This is a genomic window from Psychrobacter sp. KH172YL61 (assembly GCF_007182895.1).
GTDB lineage: Bacteria > Pseudomonadota > Gammaproteobacteria > Pseudomonadales > Moraxellaceae > Psychrobacter > Psychrobacter pacificensis.
The window spans coordinates 1,035,998-1,053,133 of the sequence record NZ_AP019516.1 but is presented as its reverse complement, the minus strand read 5'-3'; the positions used below and the strand labels follow the sequence as shown (position 1 = coordinate 1,053,133).

General features: G+C 44.5%; 12 protein-coding genes and 5 pseudogenes. 9 read left to right on the top strand and 8 right to left on the bottom strand.

Features of this window, described 5'->3' with window-relative positions:
• Window positions 1-41 precede the first annotated feature (41 nt).
• Together PKHYL_RS05555 and PKHYL_RS05550 are read right to left on the bottom strand one after the other, a co-directional pair.
• Window positions 42-365 carry an alpha/beta fold hydrolase gene (locus PKHYL_RS05555; protein ID WP_240366181.1) on the bottom strand — a complete coding sequence of 108 codons (324 nt, stop codon included), beginning with the start codon at window positions 363-365 and terminating at the stop codon, window positions 42-44.
• Window positions 340-855, bottom strand: coding sequence for an alpha/beta fold hydrolase (locus PKHYL_RS05550; protein WP_240366180.1), 516 nt, complete (start codon window positions 853-855; stop codon window positions 340-342). Before PKHYL_RS05550 ends, PKHYL_RS05555 begins: the two co-directional genes overlap by 26 nt.
• A 373-nt stretch (window positions 856-1,228) precedes the next feature.
• Here PKHYL_RS05550 and PKHYL_RS05545 point away from each other — a divergent pair, with 373 nt between their 5' ends.
• The gene (locus PKHYL_RS05545; protein WP_071001921.1) at window positions 1,229-2,026 is read left to right on the top strand and encodes an enoyl-CoA hydratase/isomerase family protein; all 798 of its coding nucleotides are present in this window, start codon (window positions 1,229-1,231) and stop codon (window positions 2,024-2,026) included.
• A 120-nt stretch (window positions 2,027-2,146) separates the two neighbouring features.
• Here the strand turns inward: PKHYL_RS05545 and PKHYL_RS05540 are convergent, their stop codons facing one another.
• Window positions 2,147-2,590: a PACE efflux transporter gene (locus PKHYL_RS05540; protein ID WP_083328840.1), complete on the bottom strand. Its 444-nt coding sequence runs from the start codon at window positions 2,588-2,590 to the stop codon at window positions 2,147-2,149.
• Window positions 2,591-2,831: 241 nt separating this feature from the next.
• Entirely contained in the window at window positions 2,832-5,435 is a 2,604-nt protein-coding gene (gene acnB, locus PKHYL_RS05535; protein WP_071001922.1) for a bifunctional aconitate hydratase 2/2-methylisocitrate dehydratase, read from the bottom strand.
• Between the two features lie 323 nt (window positions 5,436-5,758).
• Between acnB and PKHYL_RS05530 the strand changes: the two genes are divergently transcribed.
• Together PKHYL_RS05530 and lipA are read left to right on the top strand one after the other, a co-directional pair.
• Window positions 5,759-6,172, top strand: coding sequence for a carboxymuconolactone decarboxylase family protein (locus PKHYL_RS05530; protein ID WP_058025284.1), 414 nt, complete (start codon window positions 5,759-5,761; stop codon window positions 6,170-6,172).
• A 119-nt stretch (window positions 6,173-6,291) separates the two neighbouring features.
• Window positions 6,292-7,335: pseudogene (gene lipA / locus PKHYL_RS05525) on the top strand (lipoyl synthase).
• A gap of 142 nt (window positions 7,336-7,477) precedes the next feature.
• Here lipA and PKHYL_RS05520 read toward each other — a convergent pair.
• From PKHYL_RS05520 to PKHYL_RS05500, 4 genes and pseudogenes are all read right to left on the bottom strand, one after another.
• Window positions 7,478-9,520, bottom strand: a pseudogene (locus tag PKHYL_RS05520) (TRAP transporter permease).
• Window positions 9,521-9,607: 87 nt separating this feature from the next.
• The gene (locus tag PKHYL_RS05515; protein ID WP_240366179.1) at window positions 9,608-10,051 is read right to left on the bottom strand and encodes a DUF1850 domain-containing protein; all 444 of its coding nucleotides are present in this window, start codon (window positions 10,049-10,051) and stop codon (window positions 9,608-9,610) included.
• Window positions 10,029-11,049 (bottom strand): annotated as a pseudogene (locus PKHYL_RS05510) (TAXI family TRAP transporter solute-binding subunit). The gene PKHYL_RS05515 and the pseudogene PKHYL_RS05510 overlap by 23 nt, the downstream one beginning before the upstream one ends.
• A 563-nt stretch (window positions 11,050-11,612) precedes the next feature.
• A pseudogene (locus PKHYL_RS05500) lies at window positions 11,613-12,750 on the bottom strand (alkene reductase).
• Window positions 12,751-12,884: 134 nt separating this feature from the next.
• Here PKHYL_RS05500 and PKHYL_RS05495 point away from each other — a divergent pair.
• The 6 genes and pseudogenes from PKHYL_RS05495 to dapD all read left to right on the top strand — a co-directional run bounded on the left by PKHYL_RS05495 (window position 12,885) and on the right by dapD (window position 17,107).
• On the top strand, window positions 12,885-13,166 hold the full coding sequence (locus PKHYL_RS05495) for a helix-turn-helix domain-containing protein (protein ID WP_240366178.1): 282 nt from the start codon (window positions 12,885-12,887) through the stop codon (window positions 13,164-13,166).
• A 46-nt stretch (window positions 13,167-13,212) separates the two neighbouring features.
• Window positions 13,213-13,632, top strand: a complete 420-nt coding sequence (locus PKHYL_RS05490; protein WP_240365372.1) for a transposase family protein — start codon at window positions 13,213-13,215, stop codon at window positions 13,630-13,632.
• Between the two features lie 51 nt (window positions 13,633-13,683).
• A complete protein-coding gene (locus PKHYL_RS05485) occupies window positions 13,684-14,043 on the top strand; it encodes a transposase family protein (RefSeq protein WP_071002208.1) in 360 nt (119 codons plus the stop codon).
• Window positions 14,040-14,714, top strand: coding sequence for a LysR substrate-binding domain-containing protein (locus PKHYL_RS05480; protein WP_240366177.1), 675 nt, complete (start codon window positions 14,040-14,042; stop codon window positions 14,712-14,714). Before PKHYL_RS05485 ends, PKHYL_RS05480 begins: the two co-directional genes overlap by 4 nt.
• 366 nt (window positions 14,715-15,080) lie before the next feature.
• Window positions 15,081-16,038, top strand: a pseudogene (locus tag PKHYL_RS05475) (alpha/beta fold hydrolase).
• 247 nt (window positions 16,039-16,285) lie between these two features.
• Window positions 16,286-17,107 (top strand): 2,3,4,5-tetrahydropyridine-2,6-dicarboxylate N-succinyltransferase, encoded by an 822-nt coding sequence (gene dapD, locus PKHYL_RS05470; protein WP_071001928.1) that lies wholly within the window; start codon window positions 16,286-16,288, stop codon window positions 17,105-17,107.
• Window positions 17,108-17,136 lie beyond the last annotated feature (29 nt).

Genomic DNA, 17,136 nt, shown 5'->3' with positions numbered 1-17,136 from the left:
AACAGTCTGACTTTATGCGAATTTGCCTCAGCAGCTTAGCATTACACACAGCTTGTCAAAAACTGACTGAGCACTCGGTTCACTTGATCAGGCTCTTCCACTGTCGACGTATGGCCAGCGCCTTTAATAATAGCAAGCTTCGACCCAGCGATAGCAAAATGCATACGCTCAGACTTTGCGTAAGGCGTTGCGGCATCTTCATCACCCACGACAATAAGTGTCGGTGTCGTGATATCACCCAGTTGCTCATAAGTGCCAGTGCGATCGATGACCCCCATTGTCGCCTTAACGACACCACCCTTACGATTACTTTGTAGCATCGTCAGCCACTGTTTGCGATCAGATTTGCGCAGCTTGTCGGCCAAAAAAGTACTGCCAAACATAATGGGCATGACTTTTTTGCTCACACGCTTCATCCCCTAGCCAACGAATGGCTTTGACCAGTTTGCGGTACTCAGGAATGTTTTTTGGGTCTTCAGGATCAGCTGATGTCTCAAGTAGCGCGAGTGATAACAGCAAATCCGGTCGCTTAAGCGCAATACGTTGAGCGACAAACCCGCCCATGGATAACCCAACAAAATGACATTTAGCAATAGCGAGTGCGTCAATTAGGCCAAGTGTATCCTCAGTCAATGTCTCCATATCATAGCCAGATTTGGTAATCTGTGACTGACCCTGCCCTCGAAAATCAAACGCAATGCAGCGATAATCGGTTTGAAAATACTCTACTTGCTTGTCATACATCTGCGAGCTCCACAGCAGACCATGGGCAAACACGATAACGGGTTTTTGCGTGTCATTGGGCGCGCTGTCTTCATAATAGATATCGACATCGTTGACTTTTATCGTTGGCATAATCACTTCCTTGTTTGGTGAAAACTTTGATTAATCAGTTGGGCTGCGCATGACCTAACGCGCTACCTGCATAGTAGCATAATCTATTAATAAGTCAGGAACTCACCTTTTTATGAACCATGCGTATTATCTGTATCTTATTCATACACTCTTTTTGTTCATACAGGCATGGCAGTTTATACGAGCAACTCAAAGAGCCAACCGCCATGTAGATGTGTCTTAAGCGCCCACAAAACCTGCTTTTATAATGCGCGCAAGCTGCTATAGTAATCAGCATTGCGTTATTTATTACCATCAATTTGTCCCGCTGTCTTTTTATACGGGTACCAAAAATCGCTGCTTAACACAGTCACTGAAAATAAGGAAATCTCAAATGTCACAGTCTATCGTTGATTATCAAGTGAATAATCACATTGCCACCATTACGTTTAACGATCCAAAAAGCTTAAATGCGTTTGGCACGCCACTAAAAAACAACGTGTTAATAGCGCTAGATAAAGCAGCGGCTGATGATCAAGTACGAGTCATTATCTTGCAAGGCGCTGGTGGTAATTTTTCAAGTGGCGGCGATATCAAAGAGATGTTATCTGAAGGATTGGACAAGGACATTGTTTCAAACAAACTAAAGGGCATGGTAGAAGGCGCAGGCGAAGTCAGCTTAAAGCTACGTAATGTCCATAAACCAATCATTGCCAAATTAGAAGGTGCCGTAGCAGGGGCTGGCATGAACTTAGCGCTTACCTGTGATTTTCGTATCGCAGCGGATAATGCAAAGTTTGTCCAAGCCTTTGTCAATATTGGTTTAGTGCCAGATGCAGGCGGTATTTATTTATTGAATCAATTGGTTGGTACAGCAAAAGCCACTGAGCTTGTGATGCTGGGTGATAAGCTAAAAGCAGAAGATATGGCACGCTTAAATCTGGTCAATCAAGTGGTTAGTGCAGAAGAGCTAGACGCCACCGTTCAAGCATTGGCTCTAAGATTGAGCCAGCTGCCAGGTAAAGCCCTAGCCTCTATGAAACATATGTTCAATGTGCACGCGTTTATGGGTTTGAACGAAGCATTAGATATGGAAGTGGAGCAGCAGACCATGATGGCAAAAACCGATGACTTTATCGAAGGCGTCAGCGCCTTTATTGAAAAGCGCAAACCAGTTTATCAAGGTAAATGATTGAGTAGTAAGCGGGTTGATTTGACGGCTAAATTTATTCATAACCAAATAACTCGCTATTTATAGTATCAAAAAAAAGGGCTGCCAATATGGTAGCCCTCTTTTCGTTTATGTCTGCGGTTAAGAAGCAGATACTGACTTATAGTGATACGGTAAGGTAAATATCTTGTCAAAAATAAAGGTGAATACGAAATTATAAATTAAGAAAAACACTAGCAAGGCAGCTTCCATCATAAACGCTTGGAGCAAGCCAACGTGATACCAAACCATATATAGTGGCAAGCAGATCAACACCAGCCCACCTTCAAAACCAAACGCATGAGCACTACGTATCCATAACGTACGACACGCAATATGCCTGCGACGCTCCCATGCTTCAAAAGCAGTATTATATAGAAAGTTCCAAATAACGGCTGCTAGAGAGACCATCATCGCAACGGGCAATGATTCTGACGCCTTGCTATTGCTCAGCTTCATCAATACAAAGGTAGAGGAGATAATTGCGACAATCTCGAACACAGTTACGTAGACAATACGACGTCTAAACGGTGATAATGTAATCATCAACCAAAACTCCAAAGCACCTGTATTTAAACAAAAAGTGCATATCAAAGTATCGGTCCGTCCCGAGATAGAAAAGATAAAAAAGAGGTAAGCGAAGTGCAGAGCCACGGTTTCCGCCTGCCCTTATATTATACAGAAGATAGTGAGAGAAATCAGCTGGTGCCTTCATAACAAAAACCCCGCATCATGACGATACGGGGTTTTTGTTTACTAAAACGGCTAACTCAATTTTTAACCAAAATTAGGTCAACTGAGCAACGTTAATTTTATCCGCTTCTTCAGTGTACTCTTCCATACGGTCGAAGTTCATGTATTGATAGACTTCATCACCCATGCTGTTGAGCATGCCAGCATACTGCTGATACTCATCGTTAGTCGGCAATTTACCAAGTACCGCGGCAACTGCGGCAAGCTCTGCAGATGCTAGGTATACGTTAGCGCCTTGACCCAGACGGTTCGGGAAGTTACGCGTTGATGTTGATACCGCAGTCGATTTCGGTGCGATACGTGCTTGGTTACCCATACATAGTGAACAACCTGGCATTTCAGTACGAGCGCCGGCTTGTGCGTAGACGTTGTAATAACCTTCTTCCATCAACTGGCGTGCATCCATCTTAGTAGGCGGTGCAATCCATAGACGCGTCTTGAGGCTACCTGCTGGTACGTCTTGTAGCAATTTACCAGCGGCACGGAAGTGACCGATGTTGGTCATGCACGAACCAATGAATACTTCATCAATGGTATCACCAGCCACGTCTGCCAAGGTCTTGGCATCATCTGGATCGTTCGGGCAGCAAAGGATAGGCTCTTTGATCTCGCTCATATCGATAGTGATGTCGATAGCATATTCAGCATCATCATCCGCACGCATGAGGCTTGGGTTCGCAAGCCACTCTTGCATGGCTTCGATACGGCGGCTGATGGTACGCGCATCGCCATAGCCTTCTGAAATCATCCACTTAAGTAGCGTGATGTTTGAGTTTAGGTACTCAGTTACCGATTCTTCAGATAGCGTGATGGTACAGCCAGCCGCACTACGCTCCGCAGACGCATCAGACAGCTCGAACGCCTGCTCAGCGGTCAAATCTTCTAGACCTTCGATTTCAAGGATACGGCCGTTGAACTCGTTGATTTTACTTTTCTTATCAACCGTCAAGTAACCTTCTTTGATCGCTTGATAAGGAATCGCATGGACGAGGTCACGCAAGGTAATACCAGGCTGACGCTCACCAACGAAACGAACACGAACAGATTCGGGCATATCTAGTGGCATCACACCAGTTGCCGCTGCGAAAGCAACCAGACCAGAACCTGCTGGGAACGAGATACCCATTGGGAAACGAGTATGTGAGTCACCACCAGTACCAACGGTATCTGGCAGTAGCATACGGTTCAACCATGAGTGAATGATACCATCACCTGGACGTAAGCTGACGCCACCACGGTTCATGATAAAGTCAGGTAGTGTGTGCTGAGTCTCAACGTCAACTGGTTTTGGATAAGCCGCAGTATGACAGAATGACTGCATCACGAGATCCGCTTGGAAACCCAAACATGCCAAGTCTTTTAGCTCGTCACGTGTCATTGGGCCAGTCGTATCCTGAGAGCCGACCGTAGTCATCTTAGGCTCACAGTACATACCTGGACGTACGCCTTCTAGGCCACACGCTTTACCAACCATTTTCTGCGCTAGCGTAAAGCCTTTACCCGTATCGGCTGGCTCTTCAGGTTTCGCAAACACGTCTGAGTGACCAAGACCCATGTATTCACGCGCACGGTTGGTCAAACCACGACCAACGATCAATGGAATACGGCCACCAGCACGCACTTCATCAAGCAATGTTGGCGAGCTTAGCGTAAACGTTGATAGCACTTCATCAGAGTCATGCTTGGTGATTTTGCCGTCATGTGGATAGATGTCAAACACATCGCCCATGTTTAGCTTATCGACAGCTACTTTTTCGATTGGCAAGGCGCCAGAATCTTCCATCGTATTAAAGAAGATCGGTGCGATGTTGTTACCTAGTACTAGACCGCCACCACGTTTGTTTGGCACGTTAGGAATGTCTTCACCCATCAGCCATAGCACTGAGTTGGTCGCAGACTTACGGCTAGAGCCGGTACCGACAACGTCACCAACGTACGCAAGTGGGTGGCCTTTTTCTTTTAGCTCATCAATAAGTTTCATTGGACCACGCACGCCCTCTTCGTCAGCAGTAATGCCGTCACGAGAGTTTTTGTGCATGGCTAATGAATGCAGTGGGATATCAGGACGGCTCCATGCGTCTTGCGCTGGTGACAAGTCATCCGTGTTGGTCTCGCCAGTGACTTTGAACGTCGTGTAAGTGGTTTTCTTTGGTACTTCAGGGCGATTCAAGAACCATTCTGCGTCAGCCCAAGATTGAACGACTTCTTTAGCAATGGTGTTGCCCGCTTCGGCTTTTTCAGTCACGTCATTGAACGCGTCAAATACGAGCAAAGTTTTCTTTAATGCTTCAGCAGCGTCTTGTGCGACTTCGCTGTCATCTAGTGCCGCAACCAATGGCTGTACATTGTAGCCACCTTGCATCGTACCTAGGATTTCAACCGCTTTTTGCTTGCTGATCAATGGTGATGACGTCTCACCTTTTAAGATAGCTGCCAAAAATGCCGCTTTGACGTAGGCTGCTTGGTCTACACCAGCAGGGATACGGTTTTCTAGCAAGTTCATCAAAAATGCTTCTTCGCCCGCTGGCGGGTTCTTTAGTAATTCAACCAACTCTGCTACTTGTTTTTCGTTCAATGGTAGCGGAACCGTTCCTAGCTCAGCACGTTCTTCGACATGTTTACGATAAGCTTCTAACACAATAGTCGTCCTCGTCAGTTGGGATTTAGCACATTACGTGGGTAGTCAGCATGACCGCCTGCGTCTATATACTATAGAAAATAATTATCCGTGCAATCATAGCTTAAAACGCTCTAAATGTTAATGGCTGAGCCTTCAAAAGGCTCATAGTAAGGCCATATCCAACATTTATTATAAAAATAGTCCCATCAATAATATGATTGCACACCTTATAATCGCTCGTATTTACGTACCTGCACTGATTGATAAAAACTTGCTTTATGAGTGCGCAGACACCATATGACGATTATAGATTTTTATAACAGGATTAGGGAGGATGCAATATGAATGATAGTAATGCCAACTATCAGGCAGGTCTAAAAGTCCGCACAGAAGTGATGGGTGAAGCACATGTAAAACGCTCACTCGATGCGGCGACTGGATTTACTCAGCCGCTGCAAGACTGGATTATAGAGCACGCGTGGGGCAGCACATGGCAAGATGAGTCAGTACTACCACGCAAATATCGCTCACTGATTACCATTGCCTTTTTAATTGCGCAAAAAAGCCCAAATGAGTTAAAAGGACATATCCGAGGTGCCATCAACAATGGCGCTAGCGTCGCCGAGATTCGAGAGGTCTTGATGCATAGCCTACCATACTGCGGCGCACCTGCCACGCAAGAAGCGTTTCGCGCGGCTATCGAAGTGTTTAATGAGATGGGTATAGATATTGACAACTTAAACAAAAAGCCATAGCACAAAGGGGTTGAATAATAAACCCTGAGCGCAATATCTGTTATAATAAAGACACCTATAAAGCATGCTGATAATTCCATAAACCCTTATACTATAAAGGGGTTAAGAGATCATTGATTATGACTACTGCCGTACAAACCCATATTCCTGCGCCAAGAGTAAAACCCAAAAAAGCCATTCAAGGTGAAAAGCTGCGTGGCTACGATAAAGTCGCCCGCATCCCGATTAAAGTCATCCCGACAGTCGAAGCGAAGAAAAAGCCGGATTGGATTCGAGTAAAAATGTCCTCACCTGCCGAGGTGGCGCGTATCAAAGCCAAACTACGCGAACAAAAGCTCTATACTGTTTGTGAAGAAGCCGCTTGCCCGAATCTTGCGCAGTGCTTTGGTGACGGCACCGCCACCTTTATGATTATGGGTGATATCTGTACTCGCCGCTGTCCGTTCTGTGATGTCGGTCATGGTCGCCCGAACGAGCTTGATAAAGATGAGCCGCGCCACACTGCTGAGACCATTCAAGGCTTGGGTCTTAAATATGCGGTGATTACGTCTGTTGATCGCGATGATCTAAAAGATGGCGGTGCTGGACATTTTGTAGAAGTGCTAAACGAGTCAAGAGCGCTTAGCCCAAACTGCTTAATTGAAATCCTAGTACCCGATTTCCGTGGTCGTATGGATATTGCGTTAGACTTACTGACAGAGACTGCGCCAGATGTGTTTAACCACAATATTGAAACCGTGCCACGTCTATACAAAGCCTTCCGTCCAGGTTCTGACTATCAGCATTCACTCGACTTGCTCAAGATTTATAAAGAGCGCCGTCCTGATATCGCGACCAAATGCGGCTTTATGGTTGGCCTCGGCGAGACCGAAGAAGAGGTCTATGCGCTACTTGATGATCTAAAAGCGCATGATGTCGATATGATCACGATTGGTCAGTATCTACAGCCTAGTAAGAACCATGCACCTGTTGACCGTTATGTCCATCCAGACGAGTTCCAACGCTATATGGACTACGGCAAAAGATTGGCTTCTTTAGCATTTGGGCAGGCCCAATGGTACGCTCAAGCTACTTTGCCGATCGTCAGTACTATGGCGAAGATTGCCCAGCACCTATCCGCAGCAAAAAAAGCATTAGAAGCGGAAGGCAAACTTGGCTGCTAATTTAGCCATACGGTGATATAAAACCGCCGCTAACCACTATTGCTACACGCTATCGTTAATACAGTTGTTAAAACACAAAAGGGTGAATAACAAATCTGTTATTCACCCTTTTTATGACTTACTCTAATATCAGTGGCTAAAACTAAACACTCACTGTCGGCGTTGGTGCCGCACTTGTCTTTATATTGAATACCGCAATACTAAGTACAATCACACCGCCTACGATACCTGTCATCAACTCAGGATAAATCAATAACAAGGCACCAATCGCTAAGATGATACGGGTTATGGTATTCATCTCACCTCTGAAGTACCCCTCAAGCGCTGAGCTTAATGCAATCACACCTGTCACTGAGGTCACAACGACTGTGATAATATCCAAAATAGGCGGTAGCGGGAAGTCTTTCGCCGTAACTGCCAGACCAGTTGGATCTATCATGAGCATCGTCGGACTATAAATAAACATAAACGGTACGATAAATCCGGCAAGTGCCAGTTTGAGCGACAAGAACCCTGTTTTCATCGGATCACCACCGGATATACCTGCACCAGCGAAGGCTGCTAGACACACAGGCGGGGTAATATTAGCAAAGATACCAAAGTAGAAGACAAACATGTGCGCTGACAAGATGGGAATATCAAACCCTGCCAATGCCGGGGCTGCCATGGTCGCGGTAATGATATAGGCAGGGATAGAAGGTAGCCCCATGCCCAAGACCATTGATGCGAGCATCGTCAAAATAAGCGTAAAGAACAATGACCCTGCGCCTAAGGTCACGATAGAAGATGTCATTACCGTACCAAAGCTGGTCAGACTGACCACGCCAATGATAATACCGACGACTGCACAAGCCGCCATAACCGCGAGCGACTGGCGCGCACCGTCTTCTAATGCACCCAAAATATCAGAGAAGCTCATACGTGTTTCAGCACGTAGCATACTGATTACCACGGTAAAACCAATCGTATAAGCAGCTGCATATCCCACAGGTACATTTCTGATTAATAAGAAAATCAAGAAGACAATCGGTAATAGCATGTGACCGCGAGCTTTTAACACTTCTTTTACCGCGGGTAAGCTCTCTTTGGCGATACCTTTTAGGTCACGACGTCCAGCGCGGAAGTGCACTTGTGCAATGACCCCTAAGTAGTACAATATCGCAGGCAACAAAGCGGCAAGCGCAATCGTACTATACGGCAGACCAGTGGTCTCCCGCCATAATGAACGCACTGGCTCCCATAATCGGTGGCAAAATCTGTCCGCCAACCGAGGCACTGGCCTCAACCGCGCCTGCAAAATCTTTATGATAACCAACCTTTTTCATCAATGGAATGGTAAAGGCACCCGTACTTACCACGTTTGATAATGCAGAACCATTAATACTGCCCATAAAGCCACTAGAAATCACCGCGACTTTTGCAGGTCCTCCTTTTTGTGACCTGCGATGGCTAATGCCAAATCATTAAACAGCTGTCCCATTCCTGAGCGTGCCAAGAATGCACCAAAGAGAATGAACAAAAGATAAAGGTCACTGACGCGCCAATCGCAACAGAATAAAGACCTTCGGTTTTTAGGAATAATTGACCAAAAATATCGCCCATGTCATAAGGGCGAGTCAGCAATCTATCAGGCATGAAATCCATGTGACTGACAAACGGATAGGCCAAAAATATCCCTGCCAATATTGGCAAAATCCAACCGGTGATACGGCGACTGCCTTCTAGCACACAGACCACAGTGATCAGCGAAAATATCACGTCAAGCGGATTGGCCATGCCACCACGTGAGGTCACAATGTCTTGATATTCGTAGATCAAATAGCTCATACCAGATAAAGACAATAAAAACCAAATCCAGTCATACCAAGCGACTCGACTGCGGCTGCTATTTTTTACTGGCGGGGAAAATCAAGAAAATTAAGGCAAAACCAACACCGACGTGTACAGAGCGCTGTAGCAATGCAGGCATCGGGTTAAAGGTAATATAAAGATGAAAAAGTGAATAGAGTATACAAATACCAGCAATGAAATACTTTACTGGTCCTTGCGTAATATGACGTGTGATTGATTCTCGGTCATATTTTTCCAGTACTGCTTTGTTGATCGCATCTGCATCAGCATCTTTATCAACGTCAGCATCTGGCGTGGTATTCACGCTACCGTGATCCGTCACTTGGGAGTTCATGACACAAGTCCTTTTTAAATCTATCAATTAAACCATACGTCTTAGGCATGATCACCACTTCAGAATAATCTGGCACCCACTGATGAATCAAAAACGATGACCAGTATAATCGATCTCGCCTTTGGTCAGTCTAGAGACTACCCAATTTAGGCTAGGTAGTTTTTCATTGACTTGATAACCCAGATAGCCAGGTTTTTGTATGGGCGCAAGGGGTTCGGTCGAAGGCGTACCAGCACCAAATGCTTCAAAGTATGTGGTGGTGAGGAGTAGCATAGCCTCTTCTGTGCTGCTTTTTTCTATGCGTTGGTACTGCTCTTCCCACCACTGCTTTTCTACAGAATGTATCCAGCGCAGCTGAAAGTCAGGGTCAGTGAAATAACATACCTTGTCATCGCTACCCTCTATTGCAACGCGAACCTCGACCACAGACTGACGCGCGACACCTATCCATAGGGTCAAAAAAACCAGCGCGGCAAGTCCTGCAGCGCCAGTCGATAACCATAATAAATTATTTGGCTGCTTGTTCGTCATAGTACTTTTTAGCGCCAGGATGAATTGGAGCGACCATACCGTCACTAGCCGTCTCTAGACTGATATCGTTGGCTGCTTGGTGTGCTGTTTTTAGACCGTCCAGATTATCAAATAACGCCTTAGTCAATTTGTAGCCATCAGATTCAGACAGATCAGAGTTCACCAATAATGCATTCATGATTGCAGCAGTTGGCACACCTGCCCTCATTGCCATAAGTACCAGCAGGAATCTCAAAGGTATTGAAATAAGGCTTGGTTGCAATGATTTCTTTTAGCTTGTCTTGGTCGATAGAAACCAACTGCAAATCCACGCCTTGCTCAAGCTCCATAAGCGATGAGTTTGGTAAGCCACTACTAAAGAATGCGGCTTCAATCTTGCCCGCTTTCATACCATCAGCTGCTTCAGCAAAGCCCAAGTAATCAACAGTGATGTCATCATAAGTGATGCCAAACCCTTCTAGTAGTGTTCGCGCATTGACTTCGGTACCAGAGCCTTGATCACCAACTGCGATGCGCTTGCCTCTTAAATCTTCGATGGTTTTGATACCCGTGTCTTTCGTGGTCACGATTTGCACGACGTTAGGATACAAAACGGCAATTTGCTGGATGTTGTCAATAGGCTTATCGAAGTTGTTTTTGCCTTCGACAGCATCGGTGACCACGTCACTGAGTGCCAAGACCATGTCCACTTTGCCTTGGGTCAATAGATTGACGTTTTCAACGGACGCACCTGTCGTTTGTGTTTTTGAGTTAACGCCAAAGTTTTTTACATAGACTTCGGACAATGCAGTGCCGATGATGTTATAAGGGCCAGACGCACCGCCTGTGGCAATGGTTAGGAACTTAGTATCGAGTGTATCGGTAGCCGCATCAGCTGACGTACTATCCGCAGCAGCCGTCTCATTGCCTTCTGAGCTTGGCGATGAGCAGGCGGTTAAGCCTAGCATGGCGCTTAATATCGCTGAAAAAAGTAAGGGAGATTTTAGAGAAGTGAGCATTGAGTTCATCCTTGAAATAATCGATTTAATACAATAAACGGCATTAATATATAGGTATTAATCCGTTACACCTGAGTAATAATATAGCAATTTTTGTGATAAATAAACCAAAGACTGTTTTCTCTTTTGCTTTCAATGCCTTATATTTCAGGCTTTTTGAGAAAATACTTGCATCTTTTATCATAGCCAAAACTTATATTGTTTCGCTATGTGAAACTTAGTTTCAACTTTATTTAACCAAATTTCGATGCTGTTGTAAACCTTTATCACGGTTTATGTGCATGCATTACGCTGTATATAGTCAATCCACTATAAAAGCGTTACAGCGTTAACCTCGCTTGAAGTATGACATAGATATTAAGTTCTAGTAATATAGGTTTCAGTCTTGTCCAGTGTTCATCTTTGAGCATGGTGCGAGGCATAGCGAACGATATCTTTTTGCCATCAATTTATACCCAATGTTCAACACTACTAAGATTATCTACGCCATTTTCGATTATTTTCATAATCCAGTATTCACTTTATAAAAAAATAAGGCCACGAATGGCCTTATTTTTCAATAGCTACTTTTGATAATAAGGATAATCGCTATAGCCTATTTCCGTGCCTCCATACATTGTGGCTGGATCTACCTCATTGAGCGACCAATGATGAGCTATGCGCTCTGGTAAATCAGGATTAGCAATAAAAGGACGACCAAAAGCAAATAAATCACCATAACCTTTAGATAACATATTGAGCGATTTCTCTACAGTGTATTTTCCCGCATAAATAATACGTCCTGAAAACTCAGCTCTAACCGCTTGATAAAAGGGCTCTGGTAAATCAGGTGCATTATCCCAATCAGCTTCTGCAATGGACAAATAAGCGATGCCCGCTTTCTCAAGTACTTTAACCGCTTCAATATAAGTATGATGAGGATCTGATTCTACCAGCCCTAAGTACACGATCCTCACCGGTACTAGCAAACAAAGGCGCAAAACGGACGCCTAAACGATCAGCACCGACCACATCACTCACAGCAGCAACCACTTCTTTTAGGAACCGCAAACGATTCTCTAGCGAGCCACCATACTGGTCATCACGTTTATTGCTATGCTCAGAGATAAACTGGTTCACTAAATAACCATTGGCACAGTGCAGCTCTACCCCATCAAAACCCGCTTCTAAGGCGTTGCGAGCGGCTTGAGCGTACATCGTTACCAACTCGCTCACCTCTTCTGTGCTCAGTGCCCGCGGCTCACTTGGATCAGCTAAAGCACCTTCGCCTGGACCTGTTTCAATGAATACTTTGACATTATCAGCAGTAATAGCAGAGGGCGCTACAGGCTGATTTTGGTTGGGTTGTAAGCTAGTATGAGACACACGGCCAACGTGCCATAGCTGAGCAAAGATAATACCGCCCTTGGCATGTACCGCTTGCGTGATTTTTTTCCAGCCTTCAATTTGTGCTTGCGTATGAATACCTGGCGTCCATGCATAACCTTGGCCTCTAGGTTCGATCTGTGTCCCCTCCGTCACCATAAAGCCTGCAGAAGCACGCTGGGCATAATAACTTGCCATTAAATCATTAGGAATATTGCCAGGTTGCGTGCTACGAGAGCGCGTCAATGGTGGCATCACAATACGATTTTTAAGCGTATAAGGCCCAAGTTTTACAGGCGAAAACAGTGCACTGGTATTAGGAATAGTTTGTTTCATGACATTCTCTTTTATAGCAAACAGATAGGCTTATTACTTGAAATTTATCCGTTGTTTTAAGGTTTGATTGATCACTTAAGTAATATGAGTAAGCATAAAGTTTTAGAGGTACAATTAGAAACAACGTTTTCTTGTTGAAGATACAATTATTAATGGTACAGATGATGAATGGTATAAATCGGCTTGATATCAAACAGCTCAGAGTGCTACAGGCATTGCTTGATCTAAAGAACCTATCAAAAGTTGCACGTAAAATGGGCTTAACCCAACAAGCTATCAGTGAGCAGCTGCGTAAGCTACGTGATCTATTTGATGATCGTCTGTTTATTCGTCAAGGAAATAGCATGGTGCCCACACCAAAAGCACTATCGATGCAGCAACCTATTAACGATATATTAGACCTCTTGCAAAAGTAGCAGAGGGAATTAAAATAAGAAGAACATTCATCGTTGTCTAAGAACCATGCCAAACATAGATAAGCTACTCAAACAAAGTGACGCTGGTTTTAAACGCTACACTGGCATTCATAAAGCCACCTTTTATGACATGCTTGAGGCCATGCAAGAGCATGAAGCATCTAAGACCAAATCAGGCAGACCAAGTGTGCTCAGTCTTAAGGAGCAGATACTACTAGCCCTGACTTATTGGCGTGAATACCGCACGCTTTATCATATCAGTATGGACTTTGGTATTCATGAGTCTTCTGCTAGCCGTATCATTCGTAAAGTAGAAGACACACTGATTGACTCTGGCAAGTTTGAATTGCCTAAAAAGCTGCCTAGTCGTGTCGATGAGGACATCAATTGGAGCGTCGTCATTGTCGATGCCACCGAAACCCCAATTGAGCGTCCAAAAAAACCAAAGAGACTACTACAGCGGTAAGAAAAACAACACACCTTAAAAGCGCAGGTTATCGTTCATTGGCAAACCGGTTTGATACTTGATGTGCAAACCTGTAAAGGGTCAATCCACGATTTTAAGCTGTATAAAGATACTTGTCCTGATTGGTTACCTGAGAACACTAACTATCTAGCAGACAGTGGTTATCAAGGGTTAGCAAAGCTACATAACCAAACTTTCACACCATTTAAGAAACCTCGTGGTGGTCAGTTATTGGAGATATGCAAACAGGCCAATCACTATCTGGCAAAGTTCCGTATTGTGGTTGAGCACAAAATAGGCTTAATCAAGTTGTTTAAAATCGTGGCTCATAAATATCGCAACCGTCGTCAGCGCTATGATCTTAGAATGAAGCTGTTTGCTGGTATCATTAATTCCGAGCTTAAATTATGACTTTTGCAAGAGGTCTATTAAGACAGTTAGAGGTGCTCTTGGAGCCGGATGTGTTTATGCCGCAAACCTATAAAGGTGTTTTTACGATTAGTGTGACCGATTATGCGACGCAGGCATTATTACCGCAGTTGTTTAATCTAACGCGCCGTGAAGCGCCTAACTTAAAATTGATAGTGCGAGATTTTGCCTCAGACAATATCAATCAGCTTATTGCGGCAGGCGAACTTGATTTACTACTTACCTTTCCAGAGTTTATCCCTGATAATTTATCTTATGTCACTTTGTTTGAAGAACAACATTTATGCATTACAGGTTATAAAAACGAGTTCGCAACAAAGGTGTTAACACTGGCACAAATTGCAGCACACCCGCAGCTGGTGGTATCGCCTTCGCGTGCCAACTTGCGCGGTTCTCATGATCAGTGGTTTGCCGAAAAAGGGCTTAAGCGAAACATTGTGATGTCAGTGCCTAGCTTTTCAGCTGTGCCAGATATTTTGCATACCACTGACATGATTGCCTTTTATCCCGCGCGACTACTGCCAAACAGTAAAGTTAAAACGCTTAAAGTAGAAGCCCTACCGCCTACCTTTAAGATAATAGCCGCTTGGCATCCACGTACCAATGACAGTGGCATTCACCGCTGGCTAATCGAGCAATTACGAGATTTATAATGGATAGGAGTAGTTAGTATAGTCAATCCCACTTAAAAATGGCGTAGAGAATATTGATCACATTCATTTTTGTCGTTAAATGGTGCTAGCAAATATAGATTTCATTACCCTGTCACGTAACACAAAAAAATAAGGTAAAATGCTCGACCAATCAGCGCCTAGTAAAATAAAAATCATAACGACGCCACCTAACTGATCGACATTTTTGAAATAACGATCCATAAAAAATATATAGTTGATCCAATTTAAGAGCGGTACAAGGCAATCGAGTGCAGATGTATCTGTCATACTTCAAGCAAGGTTAACGCTGTAACGCTTTTATAGTGGATTGACTATAGACCATTAAAACCTGTCAAGGAAGCTTATATGAGTAACACTCTCGATACCAGTAATGATAACATTCTCTCCTCCGACAACACTCACTACTTACACCACAACTTTTTTGAGCCAAGTGACAAAAATGTTGCCATCAGCGCGACGCTATTGATTGTGCATGGGATGGCAGAGCACAGTGGTCGCTATGCAGATTTTGCACAGTTCTTGGCGGACAATGGCATCGCTGTCGCAACCTATGATCATCTTGGTCATGGTCAAACCATCAAAACCAAAAGCAGATTTAGGGTTTTTTGGTGAAGAGCATCCCGTGCAGTCGCTGCTAAAAGATGTGATTGTCATGGCAGATAGCCTAAAAGTACGTCACCCCGATGTACCGCATTTTTTGATGGGCCACTCCATGGGCTCGTTTATCGTGCGTAACGTACTTAAGCATCATGCGCATAATTTTGCAGGCGCGATATTGATGGGTTCAGCAGACGTCAATCCATTGACCAAAGTTTTGCTACCTATTAATAAAGTATTGGCAAAAGTAGCACCTAGACAGCCGAACACCGTCCTTGCCAATACCATGAATAAGGTGTTGAACAGTCAACTAAAGGATCGCACCGCATCATCGAAGTTTGCTTGGTTGAGTGAAAATACTGCAAATATTGAAGCCTATGAAGCTGATCCAAAGACTGGTTTTGACTTTACCAATAATGGCTTTATGACATTATTTACTTTGATGGATACTGGACTAAACAAAGGCTGGGCTACCACCATTGCCAAAAACTTCCCAATGCTATTTATCAGCGGTGAAGATGATCCTATTGGTAACATGGGACGCGGTATTCGCCGCGTGGTCAAACGCCTACATAAACAAAAATTTAACCACGTTGACATTCAACTGTATCCCAATATGCGCCATGAAGTATTGCACGAAACAGACAATCAAACGGTTTACCAAGACATTTTAGCGTGGATAAAAAATACCACACCAGGCGCTTAAAGCACGATAAACAATTCATCTTGAGCAGTCTTGTGAGCGCTTCTTCTCGAGCACTGCCATAATGACATACTGAACTTGTTTGCTAAAAGTGGTCAAATTAGCGACAATATAGCAAGCAAGTTTTTTGGCCCAGTTATCTTGTACAATCGTCCATATTTTACAAGTATTGTATTTTAAGCCGGTCCGCCCAAGTTATGTCACTATAAATACGAGTCACCTCTCCCTTTTACTTATTTTAGGAATCTTTATGTCATTACAACAAACCATCGAACAAGCTTTTGAAAACCGCAACGAATACAGCCCAAGCAACATGCCACAAGACGTGCGTGACGCGATTGAGCAAGTACTCGAGCAGCTAGATAATGGCAGCCTACGCGTGGCCGAAAAGAAAGATGGCGAATGGGTCGTCAATCAGTGGGCCAAAAAAGCGGTACTACTATCGTTCCGTTTGAACGACAACTACGTTCAAGCAGCGGGCGAGCATGTGCAGTTCTATGACAAAGTGCCAACGAAATTTGCTAACTGGACTGAAGCACAGTTCAAAGAAGCAGGCGTCCGTGTGGTACCACCAGCCGTTGCTCGCAAAGGTTCATATATCGCAGCGGGTGCGGTATTGATGCCTTCTTATGTCAACATTGGCGCGTACGTCGATCAAGGCGCGATGGTTGATACGTGGGCGACCGTTGGCTCATGTGCGCAAATCGGCAAAAACGTGCATCTATCAGGCGGTGTTGGCATCGGCGGTGTTTTAGAGCCATTACAAGCCAACCCAACCATCATCGAAGACAACTGCTTTATCGGTGCGCGCTCTGAAATCGTTGAAGGCGTGATCGTCGAAGAAGGCGCTGTCATCTCTATGGGTGTCTATATCGGTCAATCTACACGCATCTATGACCGTGAGACTGGCGAGATCCATCGCGGCCGTGTACCAGCAGGCTCTGTTGTCGTACCAGGCAGCTTGCCATCAGAAGACGGCACTCACAGCTTGTACGCTGCAATCATCGTGAAAAAGGTAGACGCGCAAACTCGTGCAAAAACCGCTGTGAATGAGCTATTACGTTTAGACTAGTATTTTAATATTTATAGCCTCGTACCCGA

Bases quoted from the DNA above. Each gene is read 5' to 3' on its own strand.
- PKHYL_RS05550 (WP_240366180.1), bottom strand. From the start codon at position 855: ATGCCAACGATAAAAGTCAACGATGTCGATATCTATTATGAAGACAGC.
- PKHYL_RS05545 (WP_071001921.1), top strand. From the start codon at position 1,229: ATGTCACAGTCTATCGTTGATTATCAAGTGAATAATCACATTGCCACC.
- PKHYL_RS05540 (WP_083328840.1), bottom strand. From the start codon at position 2,590: ATGATTACATTATCACCGTTTAGACGTCGTATTGTCTACGTAACTGTG.
- PKHYL_RS05530 (WP_058025284.1), top strand. From the start codon at position 5,759: ATGAATGATAGTAATGCCAACTATCAGGCAGGTCTAAAAGTCCGCACA.
- PKHYL_RS05515 (WP_240366179.1), bottom strand. From the start codon at position 10,051: ATGACGAACAAGCAGCCAAATAATTTATTATGGTTATCGACTGGCGCT.
- PKHYL_RS05490 (WP_240365372.1), top strand. From the start codon at position 13,213: ATGCCAAACATAGATAAGCTACTCAAACAAAGTGACGCTGGTTTTAAA.
- PKHYL_RS05480 (WP_240366177.1), top strand. From the start codon at position 14,040: ATGACTTTTGCAAGAGGTCTATTAAGACAGTTAGAGGTGCTCTTGGAG.
- dapD (WP_071001928.1), top strand. From the start codon at position 16,286: ATGTCATTACAACAAACCATCGAACAAGCTTTTGAAAACCGCAACGAA.